The organism is Burkholderia sp. AcTa6-5 (assembly GCF_017815075.1).
In the GTDB taxonomy this organism is placed as follows: domain Bacteria; phylum Pseudomonadota; class Gammaproteobacteria; order Burkholderiales; family Burkholderiaceae; genus Burkholderia; species Burkholderia sola.
This window is the reverse complement of record NZ_JAGIQE010000004.1, coordinates 46,694-64,948: the sequence shown is the minus strand read 5'-3', so window position 1 is coordinate 64,948 and position 18,255 is coordinate 46,694. Positions and strand designations below refer to the sequence as shown.

Sequence of the window (18,255 nt, the reverse complement as noted above, 5' to 3'; positions counted from 1 at the left end):
CCATTGATGTCGGTTGTCTTGACCGGTCCGAACGGGCCGGACGCCGTTACGTGAAGCCCGCCGGTGATCGCCATTCTGGCACCGGATCGTCGTTTGGTATACCATTATTCCAAAATAACGGAACACGCAGGCATGGAAGCCAAACTTGACTCCACCGCCGACGCGGTCGCCGCGTCGCTGCGCGACATGATCATCAACGGCGAGCTGGCGGCCGGCGAGCGGCTCGTCGAGCGCGACCTGGCCGAACGGTTCGGCATCAGCCGAATTCCGATGCGCGAAGCGATCCAGCGGCTCGAACGCGAAGGCTTGCTCGATATCTTCAGGAATCGCGGCGCGGTCGTGCGGATGCTGAGCGCGTCCGACGTGCAGGAAATCTACGATTTGCGCGTGCTGCTCGAAGGCGATGCGATCTACCGCAGCGTGAAGCGGCTCGACGACGAGACGCTCGCGCGCGCCGAACTCGTGCATCGGCTGCTCGGCGATGCAACGGCGCCGCGCCGGCAAGGCGAGCTGAACCGCGAATTCCACGCGTTGCTGTATGCGTGCTGCGGCAACGCGCGGCAGTTGAAGTCGATCGCGGAGCTGCGCAGCCAGGTCGAACGTTACGAGCGCCTGCAGGCCACGCTGCTCGCGGATACGCCGTCGTTCCAGGTCGATCACGAAGAGATTCTGCAGGCATGTCGCGAACGCAATGCGCGGGCGGCACGCGCGATGACCGTCGCGCATCTCGATTCGGCGCGACGCATCGTGCTGCGGCTCGTCGAAGGTGGTTGAGGCCGGCGCGACGATGCGCGCGGCCCACATCGTCAGCGGGATATCAGCGTGAAGCGCGGCGCTTGCCGGTTTTCGTGGGCGCCGGCGCAGGAGATTGCGCCATGTCCGTGATGTGCCGCAGCGCGATTTCACGCCAGAGCGCGAATGCGGCCCGCGCCACGGCAGGGTCACTGCCCGTCACGACATCGATGGTCAACCCGCGGATCATCGATCCGGCCAGTAACTGCAATTGCGTGATCTTGAGCGCAATCGCACGATCGAAACCCGCGACGGCATCGTCCATCAATGCGCGAAACCCCTCGCCGAACGGCCTGAGGATACGCGTCACCGCCTCGTCGAGCTCCTTGTCGGCGCGCCGCGCCAACTGGATCTCCATGCTGGCGGCGAATAGCGGCGTGCCGATGAGCACGCCCGCGACATCGAGCATCCGGTCGATCCGCTCGAGCGGCGTCGTGGCGCTGCGCGCCGCGCGTTCGAACTGCGCGAAGCGATCGCCGGTGAGCCGTTCCTGCACCGCGGCCATCAATTCCGCCTTGGTCGGAAACTGGTGCTGCATGGCGCCCATGCTGACGTCGGCCTCGCGCCGGATCGCGAGCGTCGTCGCGCCAGAATAGCCTTCCCTGTGCAGCAGCGATATCGCGGCGGCAATGACGCGCTCACGCGTCGCCTGGCTGCGCTCCGCCTGCGTGGGCCGGCGTGCGCGCGCCGTGCCGGAAGCCGGTGCCGTACCTGTCTTGACGGTTTTCTTCATTCACGTATTGGATCGAGCGCCGAAGCGGGCGCGGGTCGGCGGTCTGGCGTAGCCGCCGGCTGGCTGGGTCGCTGCCGGCGGCTGTCCACGGATGCGAATTCTACCAACGAACCTCGCGCCGCCACCTGGCCGGTTCGCGGCCTTACGTGCGGTGCGACCGCCCGGCACGGTGCGGTGCGCGGCCGTGCACCGGCCCCGTCGTACCGCGCACCGCCAGCGTCGGCGGTGACGCGACCCGCACGCGCGATGCGTCGTCACCCTGCCCGCCCGCCTCGCGCAGCGTATTGAGCAATTCGACCGCGATGCCGGCCGCCTCGGCGGTCGGGATCGCGACGGTCGTCAGCGTGGGCCGCGTGTCGCGGGCGAGATGGATGTCGGTGATGCCGACGATCGACAGATCGTCGGGCACGCGCCGGCCGCGATCGGCCGCCGCGTGCATCGCGCCGATCGCCGGCAGGTCGTTGGTCGCGACGAGCGCGGTCAGCTCGGGATGCGCATCGAGCAACTGCCCGGCCGCGCGCACGCCGCCCTCGATCGAATCGTGCCCGGCGCCGACGCGCGACGCGTCCAGCCCGGCTTCGCGCATCACGTCGACGCAGCCGTCGTAGCGCGCGGCCTGCACGCCGTTTGCCGACCCGCCGACGATCACGCCGATCTCGCGATGGCCGAGTTCGAGCAGATGCCGCGTCGCGATCCGCCCCGCCTCGCGGAAATCGATCGCCACGCATGGCAGCCCGTCGGGCGGCGCCTCGGGCCGCTCCCACAGGCACAGCACGACCGGCACACCGCGCCGCGCGACGTCGAGCAGATCCGGCAGATGCAGGTTCGCGTTGGTCACGAGAATCCCTTCGGAGACCGTGCCGGCGATCTGGTCGAGATACGCTCGCCCCTGCAACGGATCTTCGTTCGTGTTGCAGACGATCAGGAACTGCCCGTTGCGGCGCACCGCGCGCTCGACCGCCAGCGCGAACTCCGGATAGAACGGGTTCGCGATGCTCGATACCATCAGCGCGACCGTCGGCGCGCGCCCTTCCGCCAGCGCCCGCGCGGCGAGATGCGGCCGATAGCCGAGCGCGTCGACCGCTTCGAGCACCCGCGCGCGCGTCGCGTCGCCCACCCGGCCGCGATCGCGCAGCACGTTCGACACCGTCGCGGCCGTCACGCCGGCGCGGCGCGCCACTTCATCCAGTGTTGCCATCGTTTGCCCACTATATGAGACGTCGATCCAGTATTTGCTTCGCTCACCGAAGCGGCGCACTATCGCCGCACACCTTGCCGCCCGCCAACGGGCGCGACTCGGCCGCGATCGCATCGCCCCTTTTTTTGATCGCGGTGATTAAGCGCTTAATCAAGTCGTACGGCGCATTAGAACATGGAGCGGAGACAATGGCGAGCATCTCGATGCGACGCGTGCAGAAAGCCTACGGCGAGCACGCGCCGGTCATTCGCGACGTCGATCTGGAGATCGGCGCGCACGAGTTCTGCGTGTTTCTCGGGCCGTCCGGATGCGGGAAATCGACGCTGCTGCGCATGATCGCCGGGCTCGAGGATCTGAGCGCGGGCGAGTTGTCGATCGACGGCCGCCGCGTCGACGACGTGCCGGCCGCCCAGCGCGGCGTCGCGATGGTGTTCCAGAGCTACGCGCTGTTTCCGCACATGACGGTGTACGAGAACATGGCGTTCGGGCTGAAGCTCGCGCGCGTGCCGAAGGCCGAGATCGACCGGAAGGTGCGCGACGCCGCGCGCATCCTGCAGCTCGACACGCTGCTCGAGCGCAAGCCGAAGGCGCTGTCCGGCGGCCAGCGGCAGCGCGTCGCGATCGGCCGGGCGATCGTGCGCGAGCCCGGCGTGTTCCTGTTCGACGAACCGCTGTCGAACCTCGACGCGGCCTTGCGCGGCCAGACCCGCATCGAGATCGCGCGGCTGCATCGTCAGTTCGAACGCGCGAGCGTCGTCTACGTGACGCACGACCAGACCGAGGCGATGACGCTCGCCGACAAGATCGTGCTGTTGCACGCCGGCGCGGATACCGCGCAGCACGGCAGCATCGCGCAGGTCGGCGCGCCGCTCGACCTCTACCACCATCCGGCCAGCCGCTTCGTCGCGGGCTTCATCGGCTCGCCGCGGATGAACTTCCTGCCGGCCGTCGTGACCGCATGCGACGCGCGTCGCACGGCCGTCACGCTCGTGCCGTCCGGCGAAACCTTCGTGCTGCCGCGCGACGGCTCGGCGCTCTCCGCCGGCGCCGCCGTGACGCTCGGCATCCGCCCCGAACACCTGACGCTCGGCGCCGCGCCCGACGCGACGACGCTCGCGCGCGACGTCGCGCTCGTCGAACGCCTGGGCGAGCAGACCTACGTGCACCTCGATCCGGCCGGCCAGCCGAACGCGACGCCACTGATCGCGAAAGTGCCCGGCGACGCGCAGGTGCGCACCGGCGAACGCGTGCACGTGCACGCGCCGGCCGCGGCCTGCCACCTGTTCACCGAAGACGGCCGCGCGGTGCCCGCGTGCGCCGACCTTCCCGTCCACCACTACGCATAAGGATCGGGCATGCGCCTCGGAGTCTGTTACTACCCGGAACACTGGCCGGAATCGATGTGGGCCGACGACGCCCGCCGGATGAAAGCGCTCGGCATCGAGCAGGTGCGGATCGCCGAATTCGCGTGGAGCCGCATCGAGCCGTCGCCGGGCGAATACGACTGGGGCTGGCTCGATCGCGCGGTCGACGTGCTCGGCGCGGCCGGCCTCGAGATCGTGATGTGCACGCCGACCGCGACGCCGCCGAAATGGCTGGTCGACCGCCATCCCGACATCCTCGCGATCAGCGCGGACGGCCGGCCGCGCAAGTTCGGCTCGCGCCGCCACTACGACTTCTCGTCGCCGACCTATCTCGAAGCGTCGCGCCAGATCTGCACGGCGGTCGCCGAACGCTACGGCCACCACCCGGCCGTGCGCTACTGGCAGACCGACAACGAGCTGGGTTGCCACCAGACCGTCGTCAGCTACTCGCCGGCCGCGCTCGTGCGCTTTCGCGAATGGCTGAAAGCGCGCTACGGCACGATCGACGCGCTGAACCGCGCGTGGGGCACCGTGTTCTGGAGCATGGAGTATCGCCATTTCGACGAAGTCGACGCGCCGGTGGGCACCGTGACCGAAGCCCATCCGTCGCATCGCCTCGACTACCGGCGCTTCGCGTCCGACGAGCTCGCGCGCTATCACCGGATGCAGGTCGACGTGATCCGCGCGCACTCGCCGGGCCGCGTCGTCGCGCACAACTTCATGCAGCTGTTCACCGAGTTCGATCACTACGAAGTCGCGCGCGACCTCGACGTCGCGACGTGGGACAGCTATCCGCTCGGCGCGCTCGAGGAGCTGTGGTTCGCGCCCGACGTGAAGGCGCGCTGGCTGCGTACCGGCCATCCCGATTTCGCGTCGTTCAATCACGATCTCTATCGCGGCATGTCGAAGCTGCCGTTCTGGGTGATGGAGCAGCAGCCGGGCCCGGTGAACTGGGCGCACTGGAACCCCGCGCCGCTGCCGGGCATGGTGCGGCTGTGGAGCTGGGAAGCGTTCGCGCACGGCGCCGGCTGCGTGTCGTACTTCCGCTGGCGGCAGGCGCCGTTCGCGCAGGAGCAGATGCACGCGGGCCTGAACACCCCGGACAACCGGCTCGACGAAGGCGGCCGCGAAGCGCAGCGCGTCGCGCAGGAAATCGCCGCCGTGCTCGACGCCGGCGCCGATGCCGACGCAACCGGCCCGGTGCGTGCGCCGGTCGCGCTGGTGTTCGACTACGAAGCGAAATGGCTGTTCGAAGTGCAGCCGCAGGGCGCCGATTTCCACTACCCGCGTTTCGCGTTCGAGTACTACTCGGCGCTGCGCTCGCTCGGCCTCGACGTCGACATCGTGTCCGCGCATGCGCCGCTCGACGGCTACCGGCTCGTCGTCGTGCCGCCGCTGCCGGTCGTGCCGGACGATTTCGCGTCGCGGCTCGCCGCATCGGGTGCGCACGCGGTGTTCGGCCCGCGCACCGGCTCGAAGACGGCCGACCTGCAGATTCCGCCGGCGCTGCCGCCCGGCCCGCTCGCATCGATCCTGCCGGTACGCGTGTGGCGCGTCGAATCGCTGCGGCCGAACCTGACCGAACGGATCGACGGCACGCTGCGCGACGGCTCGCCGCTCGCGGGCGAAGCGCGTCACTGGCGCGACCTCGTCGAATTGAACGACGACGGCGCCCGCTGCGTCGTGCACGCACGCTTCGCCGACGGCCATCCGGCCTGCGTGTCGCACGGCGCGCTGCACTACTGGGCCGCGCTGTTCGACGACGCGACCACCGCGCGGCTGTTCGCCGATGTCGCAGCCGTTGCGGGCCTGGCCCCGACGCCGCTCGGCGACACCGTGCGCGTGAGCCGGCGCGGCGGCCTGACCTACGTATTCAACTATCGCGACACGCCGCATGCGATCGACGGCGTACCGCCGTCCGCGTTCGTGGTCGGCGCCGCGCAGGTCGAGCCGCAAGGCGTGGCCGTGTATCGAAGCCGTTCGTAGCAACCGCCCCCGGCGCCGCCACGCGCCGGTCACGCACAAACAACGACACACAGGACTGGAGACACTCATGACCCATCGCCCCCTTCGCGTCGCTGCCCGCCTGGCGAGCGCCGCCGCCATCGCGTTCGCGTCGTTCGGCGCCACGACGCCCGCCGATGCCGGCACGCTCACCATCAACATCGCGTTCAAGGGCGCGAGCCAGCGCGCCGTGTGGCAGTCGACGATCGAAGCGTTCCACAAGGCCCATCCCGACATCGACGTGAAGCCGACCTTCGTCGACGAGGAAGCGTACAAGGTGCAGCTCCCCGCGTGGCTCACGACCGTCGCGCCGGACGTCGTGAACTGGCACGCGGGCGAGCGGATGGCGTACTACGCGAAGCGCGGACTGTTCGAGGACCTGAGCGGCGACTGGACGAAGAACGGCTGGGACGCGATGTACGCGTCGACGCGCAGCGCGTCGTCGTATAACGGCAAGCAGTACGCGGCGCCGACCGTCTACTACTCGTGGGGCCTCTTCTACCGCAAGGACCTGTTCCGCAAGGTCGGCATCGCCGACGAACCGAAGACCTGGGACCAGTTTCTCGATGCGTGCAAGAAGCTGAAGGCGGCCGGCATCACGCCGATCGCGATCGGCGGCCGCGACGCGTGGACGCTCGCCGGCTGGTTCGACTATCTCGACCTGCGCCTGAACGGCAACGCGTTCCACCAGCAGCTGATGGCCGGCGACGTGGCGTACACCGACCCGCGCGTGAAGAAGGTCTACACGACGTGGAAATCGCTGATCGACTCGGGCTACTTCATCGACAACGCGCTGTCCTACGATCTCGACGGCGCGCAGCCGTTCCTGTTCCAGGGCAAGGCCGCGATGATGCTGATGGGCACCTTCATTGCGGCCGGCTTTCCGCCGAACGTGAAGCCGGAAATGGGCTACTACCGCTTCCCCGTCATCGACCCGAAGGTGCCGACCGCCGAGGACGGCCCGGTCGAATCGCTGCACATCCCGACCAAGGCGAAGAACAAGGCCGACGCGCACACGTTCCTCGCATTCGTCGAAACGCCCGAGATCGGCGCGAAACTCGCCGAAGGGCTCGGTTCGCTGTCGGCCAACAGCAAGTCGCCGGAGCCGGCCGATCCGATCTCGCGGATCGGCTTCCGGATTCTCGCCGACACGAAGGGCGGCGTCGCGCAGTTCTACGACCGCGACATGACGAAGGAAATGGCCGACGAGGGGATGAAGGGCATGCAGCAGTTCGTCGCGAATCCCGCGCAGCTCGACACGGTGCTCGCGCAACTCGAACAGACCCGCAAGCGGATCTACAAGAAGTAAGCGCGTGACCCAACCGGCGGCGGCGCGCCGCCGTGTCCGTTTCAGGAGGCTTGCCGTGTCCAGTCCGATCGCGTCCCCCCCGCCCGCCGGCGCCGCGCCGCCGTCGCGCGGCTCATCCGCCGACGCATTGCCCGCGCGCCGCCCGTCGCCCGCCGTGCGGCGGCAACGGCGCGCCGCGTGGCTCTTTCTCGCGCCGGCCTGCGCGATGGTGGCCGTCTATGTGATCTGGCCGATCCTGTCGACGCTGTGGCTGAGCTTGTACAACTGGGACGGGATGACCGAGCGCACCTTCGTCGGCCTCGCGAACTACGCGGAGCTGGTGCATGCGCCGACGTTCTACACGGCGCTGCGCAACAACGTGATCTGGCTCGCGCTGTTCATGCTCGCGCCGCCGCTCGGCCTCGCGCTCGCGCTCTACCTGAACCAGGCGGTCGGTGGCATCCGGCTCGTGAAGTCGCTGTTCTTCGCACCGTTCGTGCTGTCGGGCGTGGTCGTCGGGCTGATCTTCTCGTGGTTCTACGATCCGACCTTCGGGCTGCTCGCGCTCATCGCCGGGCACGGCATCCCGGTGCTCGGCGACGCGCGCTACGCGACCTTCGGCATCGTGTTGGCCGCGCTGTGGCCGCAAACGGCGTACTGCATGATCCTGTACCTGACCGGCCTCACGTCGGTCAACCCGGAACAGATCGAAGCCGCACGGATGGAAGGCGCGCGCGGCTTCGCGCTGCTGTGGCACGTCGTGCTGCCGCAGCTGCGGCCGACCACGTTCATGGCGATCGTCGTCACCGTGATCGGCGCGCTGCGCAGCTTCGACCTGATCTCGGTGATGACGGGCGGCGGCCCGTTCGAAAGCTCGACCGTGCTCGCATATTACATGTACGACCAGGCGATCAAGTACTACCGGCTCGGCTATTCCGCGTCGATCGCGGTCGTGCTGTTCGCGATCATGCTCGTCTACATCGCGTTCCAGTTGCGCCGCATGCTGCGCAACGAACAGTGACCTTTCGGGAGTTCATTCATCATGTTTCCGACACCCGTTGCCCACTGGAAGCCGGTATCGCGCCGGCTGTACAAGCTGTCGCTGCCCGTCGCGCTCGTGATCTGGCTGCTGCCGATGATCGCCGTGTTCGTCACGTCGGTGCGCTCGACCGAGGAACTCGTCGAAGGCCATTACTGGGGCTGGCCGCGGCATTTCTCGATGATCGAGAACTATCGCGACGCGCTGACCACGTCGCCGATGCTGCACTACTTCTGGAACAGCGTGCAGATCACGGTGCCGTCGGTCGTCGGCTCGATCGCGCTCGCGGCGATGGCCGGCTTCGCGCTCGCGACGTACCGGTTTCGCGGCAATACCGCGCTGTTCGGCACGTTCGTCGCCGGCAACTTCGTGCCGGTGCAGGTGCTGATGATTCCGGTACGCGACCTGTCGCTGCGGCTCGGCGTGTTCAATACCGTCGAAGCGCTGATCCTGTTTCACGTCGCGTTTCAGACGGGGTTCTGCACGCTGTTCCTGCGCAACTTCATCAAACAGTTGCCGTTCGAGCTGATCGAGGCGGCGCGCATCGAAGGCGCGGGCGAATGGACGGTGTTCTGGCGCATCGTGCTGCCGCTGATCCGGCCGGCGCTGGCCGCGCTCGCGATTCTCGTGTTCACGTTCGTGTGGAACGATTATTTCTGGGCGCTGTGCCTCACGCAAGGCGACGAGGCCGCGCCGATCACGGCGGGTGTCGCGGCGTTGAAGGGGCAATGGACGACGTCATGGAATCTGGTATCGGCCGGGTCGATCCTCGCCGCGCTGCCGTCGGTCGCGATGTTCTTCGCGATGCAGAAGCATTTCGTCGCGGGGCTCACGTTCGGCGCGACGAAAGGCTGAACGCGCGCCGGTTGCGTTTTCGCATCTCCCCCTCCGCATCGTGAGGTTGCCCGCTTCGGCGGGCTTTTTTCATGCCTTGCGGGTTGGGCGGATGTCGGTTGGTGAGCCTGATCCGCCATCCAGGCCTCAACGCCGTCGACGATCGCCTGTCGTCGATGCCGTTTATCCGGATGGTCGGGCTTGCGATTACTCGCCGCGACCCGAAGCGAGGTTGGCATGGATCCACGACGCCACGTCGGTGACCGGGATGGCGTGGCGCTGATTGAACGTCCCGCTCTTGTCCCATGCGACGCCCCGCCCTTGAGCAAATGCCGCACGGTACTTGCCCATCATGTTGTTCGGATCGCGCGCCAGCTCGTCGAGCAAATACTGCTCACTCCATACCGAACGGCTGAAGGGGCGGCCGAGGCCCGCTTCCAGCTTGTCGGCGACCTCCCCGTAAGTCACGGTGTCGCCGGCCAGATACACGATCTCGTTCCGGATACGGGGTTCGGCGAACACGATCGCGGCAGTCAGCGCGCCGATATCGTCGGGCGTCGTCAGCGTCACGGCGGTGTCGAGGCTACCCAGCGCGTGGACTGCGTCGTTTTTCAGGTCGACTACGCCGAAGTCCGGCTCGAATAGATAGCTCGTGAACATGCCGGTCGAGATGATGACCCACTCGGTCTCGTGCTGACTACGCAGCAATTCGCGCACGTCCAGCTGGGCGTCGAAGATGTCCTGCGGACTACCGCGACCGATCACGTCGAAATCGACGCCGAACTGCCAGGGGAAGTACCTCGGGATGCGCGCCTGCAACGCAGCCCGCGCCAACTTCATCGGCGTGTCGATGCCGGCTGTAATGCCCGCGCAACCGATTACCGTGTCATATCGCGCGAACAGGGCGGCGAGTTCATCGATGGAATGCTTCACGAAATCGCCTACGACGATCTCGATTCCAAGCGCGCGAATCTCCGCGATATCATGCCGCTTGGCGGGTGCGCTGGACTCGAGGGCACTCGCGCGCAGCAGCACGCTGACCTTCGCGCCGGCGACGTCCTTCGCTCTACGTGCAAGATTGCGGAGTACCGGGAGGCCGAGTTCGCCGGCACCGAGCACGAGGATGTTCCGAGAAGTCGCGTGAGGGTCTGTTGGGTTCATCGTCCAGCCTGCTGAGGAATGTGTTGCACGCAGTCTAGCGATGCACGGACGTGTATGAAAGAAGGTACACGCGTGATACTGGGAGCCGGATAGTTGGATCGAGACGAACTTCTCCGATATTCGCAGACCGTGTGTGACGGCCTGCGAGACGATGATGACGGGTTGCGGCGGGAGGTGCTCGCCCATGCCGGAAGCCGTTGGTCGCTCGGTGTCGTCCACACGCTCGGCGTGTACGGCAGACTGCGCCATGCGGAAATCGGCAGGCGCATGCACGGGGTGACTCAGCGCATGTTGACGCGTACGTTACGGCAGCTCGAGCGTGACGGCCTGGTGCTCCGTCACGATTTCGAAGAAGTACCGCCTAGAGTCGAATACGAGTTGTCCGACACGGGCATGGACCTGCTCGTCAGGATGGTTCCGCTGTGGACCTGGATCGTCGAGAATGCGGACCGCTTCCGGGAAGCGAGGCAGAATTTCGACAGAGCGCACCGCGACACAGACGCGTAGCTTGCCGGGATTTCGACGCGCCTCGCAGATGGGTACGACTTCGATCGACATCGGTCGTCGAGACATATTTCGACCGGCTGACAAAACCTGGGAGACAGCGTCCGCGGAAGTTTGGCGTCGTGCGGAACTGCCGTCCGCACACGCCAGCCTTCGGCATCGAGCGACACCGATTCGACTACGCGTACTTGTCGCCGACCGTACTGCGAATCGGATGGGTGTCGTAGACGATGATCATCCGTTCGATGAGCCCCGCAGTGTCGAACTCGAACACGTCGACGCACTCGAAGTGCGCCACCGAACCGTCGTTCAGCGCCCAGTCGTAGATGAAGTAACCTGTCGCACGTCGAGCGCCGGTCGTGCTGACGCAGATATCGATCGGTGTAATCTTGCTTTCTCCCGATACGGCGGCGACCTTCGAAAAGAAGGGCCCGGGGTGCATCCAGCCGAGAAATGGCGAGAAAATCGGCGCGTCCGGCGTGAATAGCGCGCAGATGGCGCCGACATCGCCGCGCTCCAGTTCCCGCAGGTAAGCGCGAACCTGTTCCGTGTAGAGTGATTCCGACGTTGAGCCCAAAATTATCCTCCGATCGTTCGTCGACAACCCCGTTCATCCGCCAGAACAGGGCATCCGGTAGACGCACGATAGCGACGCACCGATGACCGAACAATCGAAAAATTTGCAACCCGGGTATGCGGCGCATGCATATCCGCTGGCCGACCTGACGCGGCCGCTCCCGCCGCTGGCGGCAATTCAGTCGTTCGTCGCCGCGGCGCAACTGGGCAGCGTCAGCAAGGCCGCGGATCGTCTATGCCGCACGCAAGGCGCGGTGAGCCGCCAGATACAGCAGTTGGAAACGCATTATCGATGCGCACTCTTCGTGCGCCATGTCTCGGGGCTGACGTTGACGCCGGAAGGCAATGCACTGCTGACGGTCGCGGTCAACGTGCTCACGCAACTGGTTCAGCATGCGGATTCCCATGCACGGGCGACCTCGGTGCTCACGTTGAAGTTGCCGTCCACGTTCGCCGTTCGCTGGTTGCTCCCGCGGCTGCCGGACATTCATCGCGCGATGAGCGGCACGGAGCTGCGTATTTCGACCTCCGCGGACGACACGCCGGATTTCACGACGTCCGACGTCGACGCCATCGTCGTGCGCGGCACGGGACAGTGGACCGGTATGGAAGCAGTACCGCTCTTTTCCGAGCGGCTCACGCCGATGTGCGCGCCCGCGTTGGCGACATCGCTGCGATCCGTTGCCGACCTTGCGCAGGTCGATTTGCTCCATCCCGGGCCCAGCCACGCAGAGTGGAGATGCTGGCTCGATCACGTGGGGGCACGCCAGACCGATGCGGGACGCGGGCTCGTATTCGATACCCTCGAATTGACGCTCGCGGCGTCGATGGAAGGACACGGCATTGCAATCGGCGACCCGCGAATGGCGAGAGACCGACTCCGCGCCGGATCGCTGGTGACCCCGTTTGAGGAAGTGGTTGAAGACGGCCTTTCCTACTTCCTCGTCTATCCGCCCCAACGGGCGGCACAACCGAAAATTCGGGCCCTCGTCGATATCTTGCTACGACTGGCGCGAGAAGATTGATCGATAGGCGAGCGTCCGATACGTGGTGCGAAGCCGACCTTCAAATCGCGCACCAACGTACCGACGAACGACGCGCCCGGTCAAAGATCCCCGCGCACTTCCCCGGTTCCCAACGCGCTCCGCTGCCGGTTGACCTCCGCCCACAGTTCATCGCTGTCGTCGTCGCGCAGCACGATCATCCAGTCCAGTTGCTCGTCGGTCACGCCGAAGTACGCCATAATTTCCCGCCGCACCCCATCGATGAACGCCGCGTATTCCGGCGTGGCCTGTGCCCGCGCGTGCAGTGCGTCGTATTCCGCATCGTCCACGCCGCCGCCCTGCTCGTCGATATAGCGCGAGATCCACTGGTCTCGTTCGTGGTCGTAATCGGCCTCGGCGCGCATCGCTTGCACAGCCGTGTAGAAATCCAGTTGGGCAAACGCGGCGATCGCCGCCGTTGTCGCCTCGTCGAATGTCGTCGTCATTCCATCTCTCACTTCAGTCATCGCACATCATGGGTCACGCGGGGAAGCCGCTATCGCGCGCGGTTTCAGGTCGCTCACGAGAAAACCGGCAGCGCTGTTCCGAACCACCCCTATGCGTTCACTGCATCGGACGGTTCGATCGTATCGGGCACTTTGAAAGGGAAGGATTCAGGCTACCTGGACGGTTTGCCAGGTTTGCCGCGACCACCAGCAGATTTACCGGCAGCCTTCCCCGGCGCCGGCTTGCCGGCCGGTTTGCTGCGCGGCTTGTGCACGCTGAACGGGCTGCCGATGGTGTAGTCCGGGCCTTGACCGGCACCATTGGCCGCCGCGTGCTGCACCCCAGGCTTGCGCTTGCCTTCGCCACCTTGCGTATGCGGCTTCTTGCCCGGCGTCTGCTTGGCCACCGGCGCAGCTTGCGGCACCTTCGGTTTCTTCGGCTTTTTGGGTTTCTTGATGATCTGGCCCGTCGCGCTGGTTTCCGGCACGCGGTGTTCGGCTTCGAAACCGGGCTCTTCCTCCCGGCGCAGCGTCTGCAGGATCAGCGCTTCGATCGCGGCCAGTTGTGGCGCTTCATCCGCGCACACGAGCGACACCGCGACGCCGCTGGCGCCCGCGCGGCCGGTCCGGCCGATACGGTGCACGTAGTCTTGCGCGACGATCGGCAGATCGACGTTGATCACCAGCGGCAGATCGTCGATATCGAGCCCGCGCGCCGCCACATCGGTAGCGACCAGCATCTGCACCTCACCCGTCTTGAAGCGCTCCAGCGCGCGCAAACGTGCGGGTTGCGGCTTGTCGCCGTGGATCGTATCGACCGCATAGCCGGCTTTCTCCAGCATCACCGCCAAATAGTCGACACCATTGCGGGTCTTGACGAACACCAGCGCGTGCTCCCACTTGTTCTGGGCCACCAGATGCATGAAGAGGTCGGGCTTGTTCCGCTTGTCGACCGGTACGACCCACTGCTTGATCTTGCTGGCCGTGGCGTTGGGCGGGCTGACGCTGATGTCGACCGGGCTGCGCAGAATGCCGGCCGCCAGCGTGCGGATTTCGTCGGAGAACGTCGCGGAGAACAGCAGCGTCTGGCGCTTGGCGGGCAACGCGGCAAACACCGCGTCGAGTTCGCGCGCGAAGCCGAGATCGAGCATGCGGTCGGCTTCATCGAGCACCAGCGTCTGGACCTGATCGAACTGCACGGCGTTCTGCCGATTGAGGTCGAGCAAGCGGCCGGGCGTCGCGACGAGCACGTCGACACCCTTGCGCAGCTTCATCATCTGAGGATTGATGCTCACCCCGCCGTACGCGGCCAGAAAGCGCAGATCGAGGCCCTTCCCGTACTCTACGAAGCTTTGCAGCACTTGCTCGGCCAGTTCGCGCGTGGGCACCAGCACCAGCACGCGCGCACGGTTGCTGGACACCGCCGGGCCGTGTTGGACGAGCCGTTGCAACAGCGGCAGCGCAAAGCCGGCCGTCTTGCCGGTGCCGGTCTGTGCGGCGGCCATGACGTCCTTGCCGCCGAGCACGACGGGAATCGCTTTGGCCTGCACCGGCGTGGGTGTCTGGTAATTGAGGCCCTGCAGATTACGCAGCAACGGCTCGATCAGGCCAAGCGAGGCAAAAGACATGGACGTGTTCCGGGCTAAAACCGCAATTCTAGCGGTTACCGCGTCGGCCAGGCCCGCCCGCTCATGTCCACCCTTCGAGCCGCAACGTCGAACGCACGAGCCGCTGTTCCTCCTGCTCGATCTCGCGCAGATAGTCGACGCACTGACGGATATGTTCGCTCGCGGCCTTGCGTGCCTGGTCGGGCAGCCGGCCGGTGACCGCGTTGTAGAGCCGCGCATGCTGGCGGTCGATCTGCTTCTTCAGCGGTTCGCGGTGATAGAGGTTGTTCACCGACGCGAACACCGAGCTGAGCAGCAGGTCGGTCAGCGACTGCAGCGTGTTGACGAGCACCGGGTTGTGCGATGCCTCGCAGATCGCCAGATGAAACGCGTGGTCGAGCTTCGCACGCGCAGCGGGATCGAGATCCTGCGCGTCGGCCGCCGTCATTTCCTCGTAGCGGCGCCGGATCAGGATGAAATCGGCCGGCGTGCCGCGCAACGCCGCGAGCCGGGCGGCCTCGGCCTCGAGCATCCCGCGCACCTCGAACAGGTCGTACAGCGTGCGCGGCTGCGAGCCGAGCAGATGCATCATCGGCGTGATCGCGCGCTGCGGGGTCAGGCTCGCGACGAACGAACCCTTGCCGTGCGTCGTGTCGATGATCCCGCGCGCGTGCAGCAGCTTCATGCCTTCGCGCACGGCCGTGCGCGATACGCCGAGCTTCTCGGTCAGCCGCCGCTCCGACGGCAACGCCTGCCCGGCCTTCAGCACGCCGTCGACGATCAACTGCTCGATCCGCTCGGCGACGACGTCGGCCACGCGCCGCGCCGGCCGCTCCCGATCCTGCATTTCCATACTGGTATGACCACTTTTGAAGGATGCCGTCTATTTTCGCACAAAGCCTTGTCTTGATTGGGTTTTATCGATCATTCATGAAACCAGGATCGATGCCTTTCCAAAAACTGGTACGACCACTGTCAAGACGGCTGGACAGGCCCGCGCGTCCCGCCAAGAATGCCGTCCATCCGGCGTGTCGCGCATCGCGCGGCCAACTGCCTGGTGGAGACGGAGACACACGATGAGTTTCATCTACGACGAACGGATCGACGGCCCGTTGGCGACCGTCGACCGCGCCACGCTCGTCGCCGCGCTGCGCGCGGCGGCGCCCGGCCTCGACGTGCTGCACGAACGCGAGGCGTTGAAGCCGTTCGAATGCGATGGCCTCGCCGCGTACCGCACGGTGCCGCTCGCGGTCGTGCTGCCCAATACGGTCGACCAGGTGCGCGCGGTGCTGCGCGTCGCGGCCGCGCACCGCGTGCCGGTCGTCGCGCGCGGCGCCGGCACGGGGCTGTCGGGCGGCGCGATGCCGCTCGAAAAAGGCATCCTGCTGGTGATGGCGAAGTTCAACCGGATGCTCGATATCGACCCCGATGCCGGCATTGCGCACGTGCAGCCCGGCGTGCGCAACCTCGCGATTTCGCAGGCTGCCGCGCCGCACGGCCTTTACTACGCGCCCGACCCGTCGTCGCAGATCGCGTGCTCGATCGGCGGCAACGTCGCCGAGAATGCGGGCGGCGTGCATTGCCTGAAATACGGGCTCACGGTACACAACATCCTGAAGGTCGAGATCCTGACGATCGACGGCGACACGCTCACGCTCGGCGCCGACGCGCTCGACGCACCTGGCTTCGACCTGCTCGCGCTGTTCACCGGCTCCGAGGGGATGCTCGGGATCGTCACCGAAGTGACCGTGAAGCTGCTGCCGTTGCCGCCGAGCGTGAAGGTGCTGATGGCGAGCTTCGACGACGTCGCCGAGGCCGGCGCCGCGGTCGCGCGGATCATCGGCGCGGGCGTGATCCCAGGCGGCCTCGAGATGATGGACAACCTCGCGATCCGCGCGGCCGAGGATTTCATCCACGCCGGCTATCCGGTCGACGCGCAGGCGATCCTGCTGTGCGAGCTCGACGGCGCGGCCAGCGATGTCGAAGAAGATGCCGAACGCGTCGCCGCGCTGCTGCGCGACGCGGGCGCAAGCGAGATTCGCGTCGCGCGCGACGAAACCGAACGCCAGCGCTTCTGGGCCGGCCGCAAGAACGCGTTCCCGGCGGTCGGCCGGATGTCGCCCGACTACTACTGCATGGACGGCACGATCCCGCGCCGCGAGCTGCCGCGCGTGCTCGAAGGGATCGTCGCGCTGTCCGCCGAATACGGGCTGCCGGTCGCGAACGTGTTCCACGCGGGCGACGGCAACCTGCATCCGCTGATCCTGTTCGATGCGAACCGGCCGGGCGAGCTCGACCGCGCGGAAGCGCTCGGCGGCAAGATCCTCGCGCTGTGCGTCGCCGTGGGCGGCAGCATCACCGGCGAACACGGCGTCGGGCGCGAAAAGATCAACCAGATGTGCGTGCAGTTCAACGCCGATGAAATCACGTTCTTCCACGCGGTGAAGGCCGCGTTCGATCCGCAGCGCCTGCTCAATCCCGGCAAGAACATCCCGACGCTGCACCGCTGCGCCGAATTCGGCGCGATGCACGTTCATCACGGCGAGTTGCCGTTCCCCGAACTGGAGCGCTTCTGATGCGACGCGACATCGAATCCATCGAGTCCATCGACGACAGCGCGGCGCTCGTCGCGCAGGTCGACGCGGCGATCCACGCTCGCCAGCCGCTGCGCATCCGCGGCGCCGGCACGAAGGCGTTCGTCGGCCGGCCGGTCGAAGGCCGCACGCTCGACGTGCGCACGCATCGCGGCGTCGTGTCGTACGACCCGACCGAACTCGTCATTACCGCGCGCGCGGGCACGCCGCTCGCCGATCTCGATGCGATGCTCGACGCGGCCGGCCAGATGCTGCCATGCGAGCCGCCGTCGTTCGGCGGCGCGGCGACGGTCGGCGGCATGTTCGCGGCGGCGCTGTCGGGCCCGCGCCGCCCGTGGGCCGGCGCGGTGCGCGACTTCGTGCTCGGCTGCCGCGTGATCACCGGCCACGCGAAGCATCTGCGCTTCGGCGGCGAGGTGATGAAGAACGTCGCGGGCTACGACGTGTCGCGGCTGCTCGCCGGGAGTTTCGGCTGCCTCGGCGTCGTGACGGAGGTCTCGCTGAAGGTGCTGCCGAAGCCGCGCGCGACCGGCGATCTCGCGTTGACGCTCACGGCGAGCGAAGCCGTGCATCGCGTCGCCGCGTGGCGTCGCGCGGGGCTGCCGCTCGCGGGCGCGTGCCACGCGGACGGCGTGCTGCGCGTGCGGCTCGAAGGCGGCGACGGCTCGGTGAAGGCCGCGCGCGACACGATCGGCGGCGACCGGATGGACGACCGCGACGACGCGTTCTGGGCACATCTGCGCGACCTGTCGCTGCCGTTCTTCGACGATCCGCGGCCGCTGTGGCGCGTATCGGTGCCGGCCGCCGCGCCGCTCGACGCGCTCGCGGGCGCGCAGCTCGTCGACTGGGGCGGCGCGCAGCGCTGGCTGAAGACCGACGCCGCGCCGGCCGACGTGCAGCGCTTCGCCGCGCAGTGCGGCGGCCACGCGACCTGCTACACGCCGGGCACGACAGCGGAGCCGTTCCAGCCGCTGCCGCCCGCGCTGCTGCGCGTGCACCGGCAACTCAAGGCGCAGCTCGACCCGCACGCGATTTTCAATCCCGGCCGGCTCTACGCCGACTTCTGACGCCA

17 protein-coding genes are annotated in these 18,255 nt (G+C 67.0%); 10 read left to right on the top strand and 7 right to left on the bottom strand.

From position 1 onward, the window contains the following. The first annotated feature begins 132 nt into the window (after positions 1-132). Positions 133-774 (top strand): GntR family transcriptional regulator, encoded by a 642-nt coding sequence (locus J8I33_RS07235; RefSeq protein ID WP_209924974.1) that lies wholly within the window; start codon positions 133-135, stop codon positions 772-774. Between the two features lie 43 nt (positions 775-817). On the opposite strand, the gene J8I33_RS07230 is transcribed toward J8I33_RS07235, so the two are convergent. Then, complete coding sequence (locus J8I33_RS07230) at positions 818-1,525, bottom strand: TetR/AcrR family transcriptional regulator (protein WP_089489920.1); 708 nt, start codon at positions 1,523-1,525, stop codon at positions 818-820. A gap of 142 nt (positions 1,526-1,667) precedes the next feature. After that, positions 1,668-2,723 (bottom strand): LacI family DNA-binding transcriptional regulator, encoded by a 1,056-nt coding sequence (locus J8I33_RS07225; RefSeq protein ID WP_124556578.1) that lies wholly within the window; start codon positions 2,721-2,723, stop codon positions 1,668-1,670. A gap of 188 nt (positions 2,724-2,911) precedes the next feature. Between J8I33_RS07225 and ugpC the strand changes: the two genes are divergently transcribed. The 5 genes from ugpC (at position 2,912) to J8I33_RS07200 (ending at position 9,273) form a co-directional block, all read left to right on the top strand. Next, the gene (gene ugpC / locus J8I33_RS07220) at positions 2,912-4,069 is read left to right on the top strand and encodes a sn-glycerol-3-phosphate ABC transporter ATP-binding protein UgpC (protein ID WP_089489922.1); all 1,158 of its coding nucleotides are present in this window, start codon (positions 2,912-2,914) and stop codon (positions 4,067-4,069) included. A gap of 9 nt (positions 4,070-4,078) precedes the next feature. Next, positions 4,079-6,073, top strand: coding sequence for a beta-galactosidase (locus J8I33_RS07215; RefSeq protein WP_209924973.1), 1,995 nt, complete (start codon positions 4,079-4,081; stop codon positions 6,071-6,073). A gap of 67 nt (positions 6,074-6,140) precedes the next feature. Beyond that, the gene (locus J8I33_RS07210; RefSeq protein ID WP_050013441.1) at positions 6,141-7,400 is read left to right on the top strand and encodes an extracellular solute-binding protein; all 1,260 of its coding nucleotides are present in this window, start codon (positions 6,141-6,143) and stop codon (positions 7,398-7,400) included. Positions 7,401-7,455: 55 nt separating this feature from the next. After that, entirely contained in the window at positions 7,456-8,400 is a 945-nt protein-coding gene (locus J8I33_RS07205; RefSeq protein WP_209934181.1) for a sugar ABC transporter permease, read from the top strand. Positions 8,401-8,421: 21 nt separating this feature from the next. After that, on the top strand, positions 8,422-9,273 hold the full coding sequence (locus J8I33_RS07200; RefSeq protein WP_050013443.1) for a carbohydrate ABC transporter permease: 852 nt from the start codon (positions 8,422-8,424) through the stop codon (positions 9,271-9,273). Positions 9,274-9,459: 186 nt separating this feature from the next. Here J8I33_RS07200 and J8I33_RS07195 read toward each other — a convergent pair whose 3' ends face one another. Beyond that, entirely contained in the window at positions 9,460-10,413 is a 954-nt protein-coding gene (locus J8I33_RS07195; protein ID WP_209934175.1) for an aromatic alcohol reductase, read from the bottom strand. A gap of 93 nt (positions 10,414-10,506) precedes the next feature. Here J8I33_RS07195 and J8I33_RS07190 point away from each other — a divergent pair, with 93 nt between their 5' ends. Further along, entirely contained in the window at positions 10,507-10,920 is a 414-nt protein-coding gene (locus J8I33_RS07190) for a helix-turn-helix domain-containing protein (protein WP_050013445.1), read from the top strand. 175 nt (positions 10,921-11,095) lie between these two features. Here J8I33_RS07190 and J8I33_RS07185 read toward each other — a convergent pair whose 3' ends face one another. Beyond that, entirely contained in the window at positions 11,096-11,494 is a 399-nt protein-coding gene (locus tag J8I33_RS07185; RefSeq protein WP_209934643.1) for a nuclear transport factor 2 family protein, read from the bottom strand. 82 nt (positions 11,495-11,576) lie between these two features. Here J8I33_RS07185 and J8I33_RS07180 point away from each other — a divergent pair, with 82 nt between their 5' ends. After that, positions 11,577-12,518 carry a LysR substrate-binding domain-containing protein gene (locus tag J8I33_RS07180; RefSeq protein ID WP_209934168.1) on the top strand — a complete coding sequence of 314 codons (942 nt, stop codon included), beginning with the start codon at positions 11,577-11,579 and terminating at the stop codon, positions 12,516-12,518. 80 nt (positions 12,519-12,598) lie between these two features. On the opposite strand, the gene J8I33_RS07175 is transcribed toward J8I33_RS07180, so the two are convergent. The 3 genes from J8I33_RS07175 to glcC form a co-directional block, all read right to left on the bottom strand. Next, positions 12,599-12,982, bottom strand: coding sequence for a hypothetical protein (locus tag J8I33_RS07175; RefSeq protein WP_050013447.1), 384 nt, complete (start codon positions 12,980-12,982; stop codon positions 12,599-12,601). Between the two features lie 173 nt (positions 12,983-13,155). Further along, complete coding sequence (locus tag J8I33_RS07170) at positions 13,156-14,610, bottom strand: DEAD/DEAH box helicase (protein ID WP_209934161.1); 1,455 nt, start codon at positions 14,608-14,610, stop codon at positions 13,156-13,158. A 61-nt stretch (positions 14,611-14,671) separates the two neighbouring features. Beyond that, on the bottom strand, positions 14,672-15,442 hold the full coding sequence (gene glcC / locus J8I33_RS07165) for a transcriptional regulator GlcC (protein ID WP_050013449.1): 771 nt from the start codon (positions 15,440-15,442) through the stop codon (positions 14,672-14,674). 223 nt (positions 15,443-15,665) lie between these two features. On the opposite strand from glcC, the gene glcD reads away from it, so the two are divergent. Next, a complete protein-coding gene (gene glcD, locus J8I33_RS07160; RefSeq protein ID WP_209934155.1) occupies positions 15,666-17,165 on the top strand; it encodes a glycolate oxidase subunit GlcD in 1,500 nt (499 codons plus the stop codon). Then, positions 17,165-18,250, top strand: a complete 1,086-nt coding sequence (gene glcE, locus J8I33_RS07155) for a glycolate oxidase subunit GlcE (protein WP_209934147.1) — start codon at positions 17,165-17,167, stop codon at positions 18,248-18,250. The genes glcD and glcE overlap by 1 nt, the downstream gene beginning before the upstream one ends. The last annotated feature ends 5 nt before the right edge of the window (positions 18,251-18,255 follow it).

Excerpts from the sequence above, each read along its gene's own strand:
- J8I33_RS07235 (WP_209924974.1), top strand. The coding sequence starts at position 133 with ATGGAAGCCAAACTTGACTCCACCGCCGACGCGGTCGCCGCGTCGCTG.
- J8I33_RS07230 (WP_089489920.1), bottom strand. The coding sequence starts at position 1,525 with ATGAAGAAAACCGTCAAGACAGGTACGGCACCGGCTTCCGGCACGGCG.
- J8I33_RS07225 (WP_124556578.1), bottom strand. The coding sequence starts at position 2,723 with ATGGCAACACTGGATGAAGTGGCGCGCCGCGCCGGCGTGACGGCCGCG.
- ugpC (WP_089489922.1), top strand. The coding sequence starts at position 2,912 with ATGGCGAGCATCTCGATGCGACGCGTGCAGAAAGCCTACGGCGAGCAC.
- J8I33_RS07215 (WP_209924973.1), top strand. The coding sequence starts at position 4,079 with ATGCGCCTCGGAGTCTGTTACTACCCGGAACACTGGCCGGAATCGATG.
- J8I33_RS07210 (WP_050013441.1), top strand. The coding sequence starts at position 6,141 with ATGACCCATCGCCCCCTTCGCGTCGCTGCCCGCCTGGCGAGCGCCGCC.
- J8I33_RS07200 (WP_050013443.1), top strand. The coding sequence starts at position 8,422 with ATGTTTCCGACACCCGTTGCCCACTGGAAGCCGGTATCGCGCCGGCTG.
- J8I33_RS07195 (WP_209934175.1), bottom strand. The coding sequence starts at position 10,413 with ATGAACCCAACAGACCCTCACGCGACTTCTCGGAACATCCTCGTGCTC.
- J8I33_RS07180 (WP_209934168.1), top strand. The coding sequence starts at position 11,577 with ATGACCGAACAATCGAAAAATTTGCAACCCGGGTATGCGGCGCATGCA.
- J8I33_RS07175 (WP_050013447.1), bottom strand. The coding sequence starts at position 12,982 with ATGACGACGACATTCGACGAGGCGACAACGGCGGCGATCGCCGCGTTT.
- J8I33_RS07170 (WP_209934161.1), bottom strand. The coding sequence starts at position 14,610 with ATGTCTTTTGCCTCGCTTGGCCTGATCGAGCCGTTGCTGCGTAATCTG.
- glcC (WP_050013449.1), bottom strand. The coding sequence starts at position 15,442 with ATGGAAATGCAGGATCGGGAGCGGCCGGCGCGGCGCGTGGCCGACGTC.
- glcD (WP_209934155.1), top strand. The coding sequence starts at position 15,666 with ATGAGTTTCATCTACGACGAACGGATCGACGGCCCGTTGGCGACCGTC.
- glcE (WP_209934147.1), top strand. The coding sequence starts at position 17,165 with ATGCGACGCGACATCGAATCCATCGAGTCCATCGACGACAGCGCGGCG.